10 protein-coding genes are annotated in these 12,820 nt (G+C 63.2%); 1 reads left to right on the top strand and 9 read right to left on the bottom strand.

Annotated features, from left to right (window positions below; genetic code table 11):
- The first annotated feature begins 451 nt into the window (after window positions 1-451).
- Complete coding sequence (locus PVZ80_RS07360; RefSeq protein WP_273863609.1) at window positions 452-712, top strand: hypothetical protein; 261 nt, start codon at window positions 452-454, stop codon at window positions 710-712.
- 88 nt (window positions 713-800) lie between these two features.
- Here PVZ80_RS07360 and PVZ80_RS07365 read toward each other — a convergent pair whose 3' ends face one another.
- The 9 genes from PVZ80_RS07365 to accC all read right to left on the bottom strand — a co-directional run bounded on the left by PVZ80_RS07365 (window position 801) and on the right by accC (window position 12,815).
- Window positions 801-1,394, bottom strand: a complete 594-nt coding sequence (locus tag PVZ80_RS07365) for a MarC family protein (protein ID WP_009046767.1) — start codon at window positions 1,392-1,394, stop codon at window positions 801-803.
- 62 nt (window positions 1,395-1,456) lie between these two features.
- Complete coding sequence (locus tag PVZ80_RS07370; RefSeq protein ID WP_016703771.1) at window positions 1,457-4,240, bottom strand: hybrid sensor histidine kinase/response regulator; 2,784 nt, start codon at window positions 4,238-4,240, stop codon at window positions 1,457-1,459.
- 99 nt (window positions 4,241-4,339) lie between these two features.
- Window positions 4,340-5,635, bottom strand: coding sequence for a phosphoribosylamine--glycine ligase (gene purD / locus PVZ80_RS07375; protein WP_198919694.1), 1,296 nt, complete (start codon window positions 5,633-5,635; stop codon window positions 4,340-4,342).
- 170 nt (window positions 5,636-5,805) lie between these two features.
- Window positions 5,806-7,413, bottom strand: coding sequence for a bifunctional phosphoribosylaminoimidazolecarboxamide formyltransferase/IMP cyclohydrolase (gene purH, locus PVZ80_RS07380; RefSeq protein ID WP_009046770.1), 1,608 nt, complete (start codon window positions 7,411-7,413; stop codon window positions 5,806-5,808).
- Between the two features lie 81 nt (window positions 7,414-7,494).
- Window positions 7,495-7,815, bottom strand: a complete 321-nt coding sequence (gene fis, locus PVZ80_RS07385) for a DNA-binding transcriptional regulator Fis (protein WP_007921650.1) — start codon at window positions 7,813-7,815, stop codon at window positions 7,495-7,497.
- Window positions 7,812-8,825: a tRNA dihydrouridine synthase DusB gene (gene dusB, locus PVZ80_RS07390; RefSeq protein ID WP_273863610.1), complete on the bottom strand. Its 1,014-nt coding sequence runs from the start codon at window positions 8,823-8,825 to the stop codon at window positions 7,812-7,814. The genes fis and dusB overlap by 4 nt, the downstream gene beginning before the upstream one ends.
- Window positions 8,826-9,021: 196 nt before the next feature.
- The gene (locus PVZ80_RS07395; protein ID WP_124339546.1) at window positions 9,022-10,263 is read right to left on the bottom strand and encodes a DUF3426 domain-containing protein; all 1,242 of its coding nucleotides are present in this window, start codon (window positions 10,261-10,263) and stop codon (window positions 9,022-9,024) included.
- Between the two features lie 30 nt (window positions 10,264-10,293).
- Window positions 10,294-11,172, bottom strand: coding sequence for a 50S ribosomal protein L11 methyltransferase (gene prmA / locus PVZ80_RS07400; RefSeq protein ID WP_009046773.1), 879 nt, complete (start codon window positions 11,170-11,172; stop codon window positions 10,294-10,296).
- Window positions 11,173-11,459: 287 nt separating this feature from the next.
- A complete protein-coding gene (gene accC, locus PVZ80_RS07405) occupies window positions 11,460-12,815 on the bottom strand; it encodes an acetyl-CoA carboxylase biotin carboxylase subunit (protein ID WP_007921646.1) in 1,356 nt (451 codons plus the stop codon).
- Window positions 12,816-12,820 lie beyond the last annotated feature (5 nt).

The following is a 12,820-nucleotide window of genomic DNA, read 5'->3' on the forward strand; positions in this document are numbered from 1 at the left end:
GGCTGCGATCGACCGCGCAGCGGGCGCAGGGATCTCGAAACCGCAGGAGGACCTTCGGTCCTATCGCAGCCTCGCTAGGGCTCGGCAGCGGCTACAGGAGGAATAGGGGCGCCCCCGGTCGGTGCGGCAAGTCTGGTTCTGTGGAAGGTAATGGCAACACTTTGACGGTTGCCGCTGATTTTTTGCGAAGCCATAGTTGCCCGGTCGCCGACGCATCGGCGGTCGATCTTAGCCGGTCGGAAAGCATCTCTATGAATGCTTAAGCGCCATCCATTAACATGCTGGCGCTTTTTGCTGCATGGCACCTTCTATGGCAGCTGTGCGCGGGACACCTTCGGGTGTGCCGGGTTTCTCATAGGCTGCACCCGGTCGGCTAACCCTCGTACAGCTGCCACCCTTTTGTTTAGCCGCTCAGGGTGGTTGTTCTTCAGCAACCTATGGAGATATACCCGTGACGGATTTCATCCCCCTACAAAGCAATCTCACCCCCACCCCGATTTTCCACCTCGATCGCAATGCGCCCGCAGCCGATCTGCATGGCGGTGCGGTGCAGCGCATCAAGGCATCGCGAGATCTGATGCACAGCCTCAACTGCCTGAGCCTCAAAGGTGTGGGCGATCAGGATCTGATTCACTTCGTCAACGCCGCCCACCTGTTGCTACAAGACGGCTGCGACGCCCTGGATGCCTTGCAGTGGCAACTGCAGGCATAAAAAGTCCACCCCAGAAACAGCACAGGCTCACTGTCCCCAGTGAGCCTGCTCGTTCTTGCCGCTTAAAGCTTGAAGCTTGCCGCTGCCCCTAACCCAGGTACCCCTTGACCCCGGTAAAGATGATCTGCGCCGCCAGGGCGCAGACGAACAGGCCCATCAGTCGGCTGACGATCTGCAAGCCTTGCTCGCCGAGGATCCGCTCGATGCGGTTGGACAGGTACAGCACCACGCCGACGGTGAAGCTGGCCAGGGCGATGCTGAGAATCGCGGTGAGTTTGTCGTCCCAGTGCGGCTGGCCGACGCCCATCACCAGCAGAGCGCCGATGGTGCCGGGGCCGACGGTCAGGGGGATGGTCAAGGGCACTATGGTCACGTCCTGCTGCACGTTGTCGGTCTGGATCGCCGACTTGCCCTGGGCCATGCCCAGCGCCGAGATGAACAGCACGCTGCCCGCGCCGATGCGGAAGGCATCCACGGTGATACCGAACACGCTGAAGATCACCCGTCCGAACAGGTACAGCAGCACGCTGGAGGCCAGGGTCGCCAGGGCGACGTTCCACGCCAGGCGCCGACGTTCCTTGTTGGAGTAGCCACGAGTCAGGCTGATGAAGCAGGACAGGACGAAGAAGGGGCTGTAGAGCACCAGCATCTTCAGGTACACGCTGAACAGCACATGGAGCATGGCGCAAACTCACAGCGAGGGAGGGCGAGCGGAGTTTAACAGGCGTTTGCCGTGCTGTCGGCTCAGGACGGTTGCGCCGTGGTGCGGTTCTGCAGGTCGCGCTGCGCCACCCAGTGCTCGATCAGTTCGCGCAGTTGCGACAGCTCCACCGGCTTGGCCATGTGCCCGTCCATGCCGGCCTGCCGCGCGCGTTCCTTGTGTTCGGTGAGGATGTGCGCGGTCAGTGCCACCACGGGCGTGCGCACGCGCTGGTTGCCGACTTCCCAGGCCCGCAGCTGCTGGGTGGCGGAGAAGCCGTCGAGGATCGGCATTTCGCAATCCATCAGCACCAGGTCGTAGCGCTGGGCCTTCATCGCTTGCAGGGCTTCCTCGCCGTTGCTCGCGGTATCGGGCTGCAGGTTGAGCTTGCCGAGCATGCCGCGAATCACCTTGGTGGAAATGCTGTTGTCCTCGGCCACCAGGATGCGGAAGTCGCTCGGTACCTTGACCGGCACCGGAACCCCGCTCAGCGCATGAGGCTGATGCGGCACGAACTGGCCCTTGTTGCGCTGGGTCAGCTCGTCGGCCAGGGTGGTCTTGAGGGTATAGCCGGCCACCGGCTTGGCGAGGATGCGCTTGACCCCGGCGTTGCGCGCGATGACCTTGCTCGGCGCGTTGCTGATGCCGGTGAGCATGATCAGCAGGATGTCGTGGTTCAGGCTCGGGTCTTCCTTGATCTTGGCCGCCAGTTGCATGCCGGTCATGCCGGGCATGTTCTGGTCGAGCAGCACCACGTCGAAGTAGTCGCGCAGGTGCGCCTTGGTGCGCAGCAGGGCCAGGGCTTCCTTGCCCGAAGGCACGGCGCTGACGTTCAGGCCCCAGGCGCTGCATTGCTGCACCAGGACCTTGCGGCAGGTGTCGTTGTCGTCCACCACCAGCACCCGCGCCCCTTGCAGCGGGCCATCCAGGTCGGAGGTCGGGTGCTCCAGGCGTTCCGGGTCCAGCGGCAGGGTCAGCCACAGGGTGCTGCCCTGGTTGGCGCTGGTCTTGATCCCGAACTCGCCATGCATCAGCAGGATCAGCTGGCGGGCGATGACCAGGCCGAGATTGCCGCCCAGGCGGGTGCTGGCGAGGAAGTTCTTGCTGTGCAGTTCCGAGTGCAGCAGGGCATCGCGCTCTTCGGCTTCCATCGGCTGGCCGCTGTCCTGCACGGCGATGCGCAGGCGCGGTTTGCTGGTGCGCTCGTCCAGCGCGACCACCACCAGGACCTCGCCTTCGTCGGTCTTCTTCAGGGCGTTTTCCAGCAGGCTGAGCATGGCCTGGCGCAAGCGGGTCGGGTCGCCGCTGATCACGCGCGGCACCTGCGGCTGGATGAAGCTGATCAGCTCGACGTTCTGCTGCTCGGCCTTGGCGCGGAAAATACTCAGGCAGTCTTCGATCAGTGCATTGAGGTCGAATTGCACATCGTCCAGCTCGATCTGCCCGGACTCGAGCTTGGAGATGTCGAGGATCTCGTTGATCAGGGTCAGCAGCTCATTGCCGGCGCTGTGGATGGTCTGCACGTAGTCGCGCTGCTTGACCGACAGGGGCGTGCCCAGCAGCAGTTCGGTCATGCCCAGCACGCCGTTCATCGGTGTACGGATCTCGTGGCTGATCTTCGCCAGGAACTCGGCCTTGGCATTGACCTCGGCGTTGCTGGCGGCGAGGTCGCGGCTGACGCTGAACTCATCCTCGGTGATGCTGCGCTGGCGCTCGCCCAGGGCGATGCTCATCGCCCAACCGCTCAGGCACATGGTCACCAGCAGGGTGACGATCAGCCCCTGGGGCGCGACCATGGTCAGCCCCAGCAGCGCCGGCAGCACGATCAGCGCGCCGATGTTGAAGATGCCCATGCCGGCCACGAAGTAGCGCGCCGGGCGGTAGCCTTTGTGCCAGTGATAACCGGCGATGAACAGCATGCTCAGGCCGACCAGGGCCACCAGGCCGTAGGTGATGAGATTCAGCGGCAGCGAGTCGACGAACAGCAGCAACAGGCTGCACAGGCCGACCATCAGGATGTCGACCAGCAGCAGTTTGTTCAGCGGATGCGGGCCCAGCGGGGCGAAAAAGCGATAGACGAACATCAGCCCGCAAGGGGTGGTCAAGAGCAGCGCCAGGTAGGCACCAGGGGTCTGTATCGCATGCCAGTCCGGCAGCCAGGGGCCGAACAGGTTGAGCATCAGCGCCAGGCTGAGCATCACCAGGGCTTCGCAGGACGCCAGCCACAGGCTGCTGCGCGAACGGGTGTAGGCGTAGCGCACCAGGTTGTGCAGCATCAGCATGCCCATGCAGCCGAACAGCAGGCCGTAGAGCACGCTCTGGCCCTGATTGGCCGCGGTCATGACCGCCGGTTGCAGGGTGATGTAAGGGCGCAGCTGATGGTCGGAGACCAGGCGCAGATAGACATCGAGGGTCTTCTGCTCCTGTGGCAGCGGCAGCATGAAGTCGCTGCTGGGCAACGGCCGTTCGGCCTGGGGTTGTTGGGTGCCGGAGGTCAGCTGCTCGACCAGGTTGTCGCCGTCCAGCACATACATGTCCAGGCGTGACAGGTCGGGCGCGAAGATCCGCAGCAGTTGTTCGTGCTTGCCCGGTTGCAGTTTGAAACGCAGCCATAACGCGCCTCCGGGTTCGGCGGCGGTGATGCGTTCCAGTTCGATCGGGCTGAATTGATTGGTGTAGCGCGGGGAGCGGATATCGCTCAGTTGCAGGTCGGCCTGTTCATCGAGCAAAACGGCCCAGTTACTGCCTTGTGCGGCCTGGGCCGGGATCAAGCAGAGCAGGGTCAGCAGAGTGACGGTGAAACCTATGGCAGTCCTGAGCCAGCGCACGGCGAAATCCCTTCGTAGGTTGATGCCAGATTATAACTATGCGCGGCGCTGGAGCCGTCCGGCAAGGGCCTGGGGCGCCTGCCGGACGGGAAGACAGGATTACTCCTGATTTTCGCCACGCTCGCGGGCAATGGCCCGGTAACCGATGTCTTTGCGGTAGAAGCAGCCTTGCCAATCGATCTTAGCTGCCAGTTGGTAAGCCTGCTGCTGCGCGGCACTTACGCTGTCGCCCAGGGCGGTGGCGCAGAGCACGCGGCCGCCGGAGGTTACCACTTGACCGTCCTTGAGCGCGGTACCGGCGTGGAAGACTTTGCCTTCCAGTTTGGCGGCCGCGTCCAGGCCTTCGATCAGCGCGCCTTTGGCGTAGTCACCAGGGTAGCCGCCGGCGGCCAGGACGATGCCCAGGCTCGGACGTGGATCCCATTGCGCTTCGACCTTGTCCAGCGCCTGGGCCAGGGCGGCTTCGACCAGCAGCACCAGGCTCGACTGCAGGCGCAGCATCACCGGTTGGGTTTCCGGGTCGCCGAAGCGGCAGTTGAACTCGATGACCTTCGGGTTGCCGGCCTTGTCGATCATCAGGCCGGCGTACAGGAAGCCGGTGTAGACGTTGCCTTCGTCGGCCATGCCGCGCACGGTCGGCCAGATCACCTGGTCCATCACGCGCTGGTGCACGTCGGCGGTGACTACCGGAGCAGGGGAGTAAGCACCCATGCCGCCGGTGTTCGGGCCGCTGTCGCCGTCGCCGACACGTTTGTGGTCCTGGCTGGTGGCCATGGGCAGCACGTTCTTGCCGTCGACCATGACGATGAAGCTGGCTTCCTCGCCGTCGAGGAACTCTTCGATCACCACACGCGAACCGGCGTCGCCGAAGGCATTGCCGGCCAGCATGTCGCGCACGGCGTCTTCGGCCTCGCTCAGGGTCATGGCGACGATCACGCCCTTACCGGCGGCCAGGCCGTCGGCCTTGATCACGATCGGCGCGCCTTTTTCCCGCAGATAAGCCAGGGCTGGCTCGATCTCGGTGAAGTTCTGGTAATCGGCGGTCGGGATTTTGTGGCGAGCCAGGAAGTCCTTGGTGAAGGCTTTCGAACCTTCCAGCTGGGCCGCGCCAGCGGTCGGACCGAAGCAGTCCAGGCCGCGGGAGCGGAACAGATCGACCACGCCGGCGACCAGCGGGACTTCCGGACCGACGATGGTCAGGGAAACGTTCTTCTCGGCGAAGTCGGCCAGTTGCTCGAGGGCCAATACGTCGATGGCCACGTTCTCGCACTTGGCTTCGATGGCGGTGCCGGCGTTGCCCGGGGCAACGAAGACTTTCTCGACCCGTGGGTCTTGAGCGACTTTCCAGGCCAGGGCGTGTTCACGACCGCCGCTACCAATGATCAAAACGTTCAAGTCAGACTCCTTCGGAGGAAGCTATAAGCCGCAAGCTGCAAGTTAAGAGCAATCTGGATCGCTCTGAAGTGCTGCGTGCAGCTTTGAATTAGGAAGGCTGCAAGGGCAAGGCAAGAGCAACTGCGGTCGGCTCTGCCTTGTCGCTTGCAGCTTGAAGCTTGTGGCTGCTCTTAGTGGCGGAAGTGGCGCATACCGGTGAAGACCATGGCAATGCCAGCTTCATCGGCGGCGGCGATCACTTCATTGTCGCGCATCGAGCCGCCTGGCTGGATCACCGCGGTGATGCCGACCTTGGCCGCGTTGTCGATACCGTCGCGGAACGGGAAGAACGCATCGGATGCCATGACCGCGCCCTGCACTTGCAGGCCGGCGTGTTCAGCCTTGATCGCGGCGATACGGGCGGAGTTCACGCGGCTCATCTGGCCAGCGCCGACGCCGATGGTCTGACGGTTCTTGGCGTAGACGATGGCGTTGGACTTGACGAACTTGGCCACTTTCCAGGCGAAGATCAGGTCGTGGATTTCCTGTTCGGTCGGGGCGCGCTTGGTCACCACTTTCAGGTCGTCGGCGCCGATCATGCCGATGTCGCGGCTCTGCACCAGCAGGCCACCGTTGACGCGCTTGTAGTCCCAGGCCGGAACACGGTCCGCCGACCATTGGCCGCAGGCCAGCAGGCGCACGTTGGCCTTGGCGGCAACGATGGCGCGGGCTTCCTCGCTGACCGAAGGGGCGATGATCACCTCGACGAACTGACGCTCGACGATGGCCTTGGCGGTCTCGGCGTCCAGTTCGCGGTTGAAGGCGATGATGCCGCCGAAGGCCGATTCGGTGTCGGTGGCGTAAGCCAGCTCGTACGCCTGGCGGATACCGCCTTCAGCGTCCGGGCTCACGGCCACGCCGCACGGGTTGGCGTGCTTGACGATGACGCAGGCCGGCTTGACGAAGCTCTTCACGCATTCCAGCGCGGCGTCGGTGTCGGCCACGTTGTTGTACGACAGTTCCTTGCCTTGCAGCTGGGTAGCGGTGGCGATGCCGACTTCGGCAGGCTTGGCTTCCACGTAGAACGCCGCACTCTGGTGCGGGTTCTCGCCGTAGCGCATTTCCTGGGCCTTGATGAACTGGCTGTTGAAGGTGCGCGGGAATTCGCTGCGGCCTTCGGTGGTCAGGGTTTCAGCCGCCTGGTTCACGGTGCCCATGTAGTTGGCGATCATGCCGTCATAGGCCGCGGTGTGTTCGAAGGCCTTGAGCATCAGGTCGAAACGCTGGGCGTAGGTCAGGCCGCCGGCCTTCAGGCTTTCCAGCACCTGGCCGTAGTCGCTGGCGTTGACCACGATGGCCACGTCTTTGTGGTTCTTGGCCGCCGAGCGGACCATGGTCGGGCCGCCGATGTCGATGTTCTCGATGGCGGTCGGCAGGTCGCAGCCCGGCTTGGAGATGGTGGCTTCGAACGGGTAGAGGTTGACCGCTACCAGGTCGATCGGCTTGATGCCGTGCTCGTTCATGATGGCGTCGTCGATACCGCGACGACCGAGGATACCGCCGTGGATTTTCGGGTGCAGGGTCTTCACCCGGCCGTCCATCATTTCCGCGAAACCGGTGTAATCCGCGACTTCTACTGCGGCCACGCCGTTGTCCTGCAGCAGTTTGAAGGTCCCGCCGGTGGAGAGGATCTCCACGCCCAGGGCTTCCAGCTCCTTGGCGAATTCGAGGATCCCGGTCTTGTCGGAAACACTGATCAAGGCGCGGCGGATCGGCAGGCGGGTAGTCTGGTCGGTCATCTCAATTTCCATCAAAAGCAAAGGAGTCAGCAAAAAAGGCGACCGGTTTTACGCGGGCGCCTTTCTGGTTTGATTGAATGCTTACAGCAAATCGTACTGCTTGAGTTTCTTGCGCAGGGTGCCGCGGTTCAGACCGAGCAGCTCGCTGGCCTTGGTCTGGTTGCCCTTGACGTAGTTCATCACGCTTTCGAGCAACGGAGCCTCGACTTCGGAGAGCACCAGGTTGTACACGTCCGTGACGGCCGCGCCCTCAAGGTGGGCGAAATAATTGTGCAGCGCCTTCTCGACACTCCCGCGAAGGGTCTGGCCTTCTTCGCTCGGTGTATTGAGGTGCTGTTTCAAATTCACGTTGTCGCTCACGGGTGCTGTTCCACTCACTAAAGTCTCGGTCATCATCGTCATGCGGCCACCCCCTCTCCGTCCCCTGTCACCAGGCTCTTGTAACGCTCGGCAAAGAACTCACGAACGTTGGCGCACTGTGCTTCCGTATCTTCCAAACGATTGAAGTGGGCGCGAAACTCCCTGGCGCCCGGCAGGGTTGCGAGATACCAGCCCACATGCTTGCGAGCAATGCGTACGCCCATGACATCGCCATAGAAGGCATGCAGCGCGGCCAGATGCTCAAGCAGAATACGTTCCACCTCGAACAGCTCAGGTGCCGGCAGGGTTTGACCGGTACGCAGAAAATGCTCGATTTCACGAAAAATCCATGGCCGCCCCTGAGCGGTCCGGCCAATCAACAGCCCGTCGGCACCGGTAGCGTCGAGGACGTAGCGGGCCTTTTCGGGCGAGTCGATATCGCCGTTGGCGAAGACCGGGATCGACACCGCCTGCTTGATCGCAGCGATGGTGTCGTACTCGGCAACACCGGTGTACAGGTCGGCCCGGGTCCGGCCATGGACCGCCAATGCCGTGATACCTGCCTGTTCGGCGATCTTCGCCACCGTCAGGCCGTTCTTGTTCGCCCGGTCCCAGCCGGTACGGATCTTCAGGGTGACCGGCACATCGACTGCGGCCACCACGGCCTGCAGGATCTCGTTCACCAGATCTTCATCTTTCAGTAACGCGGAGCCGGCGGCCTTGTTGCAGACCTTCTTTGCCGGGCAACCCATGTTGATATCAATAATCTGTGCGCCCAACTCGACGTTGGCGCGGGCGGCATCCGCCAGCATCTGTGCATCGCCACCGGCGATCTGTACCGAGCGCGGCTCGGGATCACCCTCGTGGATCATGCGCAGACGCGATTTGCGACTGTTCCACAAACTCATGTCGCTGGTGACCATTTCCGAGACTACAAGGCCTGCACCCAACCGCTTGCAAAGCTGACGAAAGGGCTGGTCGGTGACTCCCGCCATGGGGGCGAGAATCAAGCCGTTGTGCAATGTATATGGGCCGATGCGTACCGCCGACATAGGACTTCCCTGTTGTGGGGCCGGATCATGAGACTTCGAAAAAGGGTTGGCATGATACCCGCTCTCGATGACCGGATAAAGGCTGAATTGGATAAAATCTGAACAGTTATTCTGTTATCGCCAACGGTTTGGTCCGCTGGGCAGCAGTCAGAAAACCGTCGTCAATCCAGCGCGGCCTTTGCTCGGATGGCCCGTCTTACTCGGGCGAGTGAAAGCTTAGGCTGTAGTTGACGGCCTTGGGGCCCGGATCGAGGATGTCCAGCGCGATGTGGATCGGCGTCTGCGGCGGCATCTCCGACACGCCTTCGAGTTCACCCTTGACGTATTCGCCGGGCTTGAAGCGACGACTGGCGATCAGATGGCCGTTGAGGTCGGCGAAACGCAGCTCCAGCAGCGGGAAGGGCTGGGAGAACGGCGCGCGGTTGTAGATGATCGCATCCACTACCAGGGCGCCGCTGAAGTCCGGGTGGCTGCGCACCACCAGGTTGCTGCTCTTGATGCGACCGATATCGACCTTCGAGGGCACGGTGCAACCCAGTTCCGGGCACAGTTGCTGGAACCAGGGGCGGTACTGGTCCTGGCGCGCCAGTTCGTCGAAGTGATAGGCAATGTACTGGCCCGCCAGGCCGGCGGCGGCCAGCAGGATCAACAAACTCCAGAGCAGGCGGCGGCCCCAGGGCGAGCGGCGCTTTTGCCAGTCCAGCTGGATCGGGTCGTCTTCCAGGTCCAGCAGCACGGGGTCCGGCGCCTCGGGCTCGGCGCGGCCACGCTTGTTGCGTCGTGGCGTCGGGCTGGCTGGCGGCTCGATCTCATCGGGCTCGTCGGCCTTCAGGGAGCTGTGCGCTGGCATGGGCTCCAGGTCGTCGTCCGGGAGCAGGGAGGGCGCCTTGGGTTCGTCTTCCAGATCGTCCAGGTTGAAGGACAGCGACGGTTCGGTACGCCCGGACCGGCCGGCATCGACGGCGGCCGGCTCGGTTTTTTCGTCGAGGTCGTCGCTGCTGCCGGGTGGCTGGCTGAACAGGCTGTCGGGCCAGTGTTCCTCTTCGGCTTCCGGCTGGTCGCGGCGGGCACTGAGGGTGTCTTCCCTGGCGGCGCGCTCCTGGCCAAAGGCCTTGGTCGGCTGGATTTCCCGCTGTTCGAGCTTGGCCAGCTCCTCGTCCAGATCGAGGCTGTCCAGGTCGAGTTCGGTGGCGCTCCACTGCTTCTGGCTGATGGCGCGCGGTGGCGGCGGGGTCAGCGGTTCGGCAGGGGTGGCCGGTGTGGAAAGTGCAGCGACAGCGTCCTTGCCAGCGCGTTGCTCAAGCAACTGCCGTGCGGCGTTGAACACCTGCAGGCACGAGCCGCAGCGCACCACGCCCCGGGCCACGCTCAACTGAGCGTGGCTGACGCGGAAGCTGGTCTGGCAATGCGGGCACTGGGTGACGAAACTGTCGGTCATGCGGCGATCCGGTTCATGCAGGCGGCCATTCTAGCGCCGACGGCCGGTGATGCGTACCCAGCCATCGAGGTTGGCGATAGGATCCAGGTCGAAGTCCTGGGCGTAGGCGGCCGCGACTTCTTCACCTTGTTCGGCGAGGATGCCCGACAGCGCCAGGCGTCCGCCGCTCTTGACCAGGCGGGACAGTTGCGGCGCCAGGGAAACCAGCGGGCCGGCGAGGATATTGGCGACCAGCACGTCCGCCTGGACCTGTGGCAGGTCTTCCGGCAGATAGAGCGGGAATAGTTCTTCGGCGATGTTGTTGCGCCCGGCGTTGTCGCGGGAGGCTTCCAGGGCCTGCACGTCGATGTCGGTGCCCACCGCCTGCTTGGCGCCCAGCAGCAGGGCGGCGATCGCCAGGATCCCCGAGCCGCAACCGAAGTCCAGCACGTTGCAGCCTTTCAGGTCCTGGCCGTCGAGCCATTCCAGGCACAGCGCGGTGGTCGGGTGCGTGCCGGTGCCGAAGGCCAGGCCCGGATCGAGCAGCAGGTTGACCGCGTCCGGCTCGGGAGCGGCGTGCCAGCTGGGGACGATCCACAGGCGCTGGCCGAAACGCATCGGCTGGAAGTTGTCCATCCAGCTGCGTTCCCAGTCCTGGTCTTCGATCACTTCGCTGTGGTGTTCAGGCAGCGGGCTGCCGGTCAGCAGCTCAAGGTGGGCCAGCACGCTGGCAGCCTCGGTGCCGCCTTCGAACAGGGCCAGCAGGTGAGTGTGATTCCACAGCGGGGTGGTGTTGAGTTCCGGTTCGAAGATCGGCTGATCCTCGGCGTCCATGAAGGTCACCGAAACGGCGCCGACTTCGAGAAAAGCGTCTTCGTAGGTTTCGGCTTGTTCTGGGCTGATGGCGAGACGGACTTGCAGCCAAGGCATGGCGGGCACCTTTGAAATATGTAATGTGCAGCCTAGCGGGCTGCGAGAAGCGCGCAAGTTTACGCGAGCGGGGCGCAGAAGACGACACGCCAGGCGCCATTTCCACTTGCCCACACCGCCTCTCTGTAGGAGCGAGCTTGCTCGCGATGCCTGCAGCGGCGCCGCGTAACATCAGGAAAATGCGCGTTGTCGCTGATGGCCCTATCGCGAGCAAGCTCGCTCCTGCTGGAGGGGCAGAAACGACAAGGCCGCTCGAAAGCGGCCTTGTCGGTCTGGTGCGGTGTCGATCAGTGTTGACCGGCCAGCTTGTGCTCCAGGTAGTGAATGTTCACACCACCTTTGCAGAAGCCTTCGTCACGAGTCAGGTCGCGGTGCAGCGGGATGTTGGTCTTGATCCCGTCGACCACGATTTCGTCCAGCGCATTGCGCATGCGCGCCATGGCTTCTTCACGGGTTGCCCCGTAAGTGATCAGCTTGCCGATCAACGAATCGTAGTTCGGTGGAACCGCGTAACCGCTGTACAGGTGCGAGTCGACGCGTACGCCATTGCCGCCCGGAGCATGGAAATGCTTGACCGTGCCTGGGCTTGGCATGAAGGTTTTCGGGTCTTCGGCGTTGATCCGGCATTCCAGGGCGTGGCCACGAATGACTACGTCCTTCTGGGAGATCGACAGCTTGTTGCCAGCGGCGATGCTCAGCATCTCCTTGACGATGTCGACGCCAGTGACCATTTCCGATACCGGGTGCTCTACCTGCACACGAGTGTTCATCTCGATGAAGTAGAAACGACCGTTCTCGTACAGGAACTCGAAGGTACCGGCACCGCGGTAGCCGATGTCGATGCACGCCTTGACGCAGCGCGCGAAGACTTCCTGGCGAGCGGTTTCGTCGATGCCCGGGGCCGGCGCTTCTTCAAGCACCTTCTGGTGACGACGCTGCAGGGAGCAGTCGCGGTCGCCCAGGTGGATCGCGTTGCCCTGGCCGTCGGACAGCACCTGGACTTCCACGTGACGTGGGTTGGTCAGGAACTTCTCCAGGTAGACCATCGGGTTGCCGAACGCCGCGCCCGCTTCGGAGCGGGTCAGCTTGGCCGAGGAGATCAGGTCTTCTTCTTTATGCACCACGCGCATGCCGCGACCACCGCCGCCGCCAGCGGCCTTGATGATCACCGGGTAGCCGACTTCACGGCCGATGCGCAACGCGGTTTCTTCGTCTTCCGGCAGCGGGCCGTCGGAACCGGGAACCGTAGGTACGCCGGCAGCGATCATCGCGTGCTTGGCCGATACCTTGTCGCCCATCAGGCGAATGGTCTCGGCTTTCGGGCCGATGAAGGCGAAGCCGGAGTTCTCGACCTGCTCGGCGAAGTCGGCGTTTTCCGCGAGGAAGCCGTAGCCTGGGTGAATGGCAGTGGCGCCAGTCACTTCGGCGGCCGCGATGATCGCCGGAATGTGCAGGTAGGAGTGCGCGGCGGAGGCCGGGCCGATGCAGACGGATTCGTCTGCCAGACCCAGGTGCATCAGTTCCTTGTCGGCCTTGGAGTAAACGGCGACGGTCTTGATACCCATCTCTTTGCAGGCACGCAGGATCCGCAGGGCGATTTCACCGCGGTTGGCGATCAGAACTTTTTCCAACTTCGCAGACATCGTTG

It is taken from the genome of Pseudomonas sp. B3G-3 (assembly GCF_028640915.1).
Taxonomy (GTDB): Bacteria; Pseudomonadota; Gammaproteobacteria; order Pseudomonadales; family Pseudomonadaceae; genus Aquipseudomonas; species Aquipseudomonas chlororaphis_I.

What these genes read in the sequence shown, in the direction of transcription:
- fis (WP_007921650.1), bottom strand. Translation starts at nt 7,815, where the DNA reads ATGACGATGATGACCGAGACTTTAGTGAGTGGAACAGCACCCGTGAGC.
- accC (WP_007921646.1), bottom strand. Translation starts at nt 12,815, where the DNA reads ATGTCTGCGAAGTTGGAAAAAGTTCTGATCGCCAACCGCGGTGAAATC.
- prmA (WP_009046773.1), bottom strand. Translation starts at nt 11,172, where the DNA reads ATGCCTTGGCTGCAAGTCCGTCTCGCCATCAGCCCAGAACAAGCCGAA.
- purH (WP_009046770.1), bottom strand. Translation starts at nt 7,413, where the DNA reads ATGACCGACCAGACTACCCGCCTGCCGATCCGCCGCGCCTTGATCAGT.
- PVZ80_RS07395 (WP_124339546.1), bottom strand. Translation starts at nt 10,263, where the DNA reads ATGACCGACAGTTTCGTCACCCAGTGCCCGCATTGCCAGACCAGCTTC.
- PVZ80_RS07365 (WP_009046767.1), bottom strand. Translation starts at nt 1,394, where the DNA reads ATGCTCCATGTGCTGTTCAGCGTGTACCTGAAGATGCTGGTGCTCTAC.
- dusB (WP_273863610.1), bottom strand. Translation starts at nt 8,825, where the DNA reads ATGTCGGCGGTACGCATCGGCCCATATACATTGCACAACGGCTTGATT.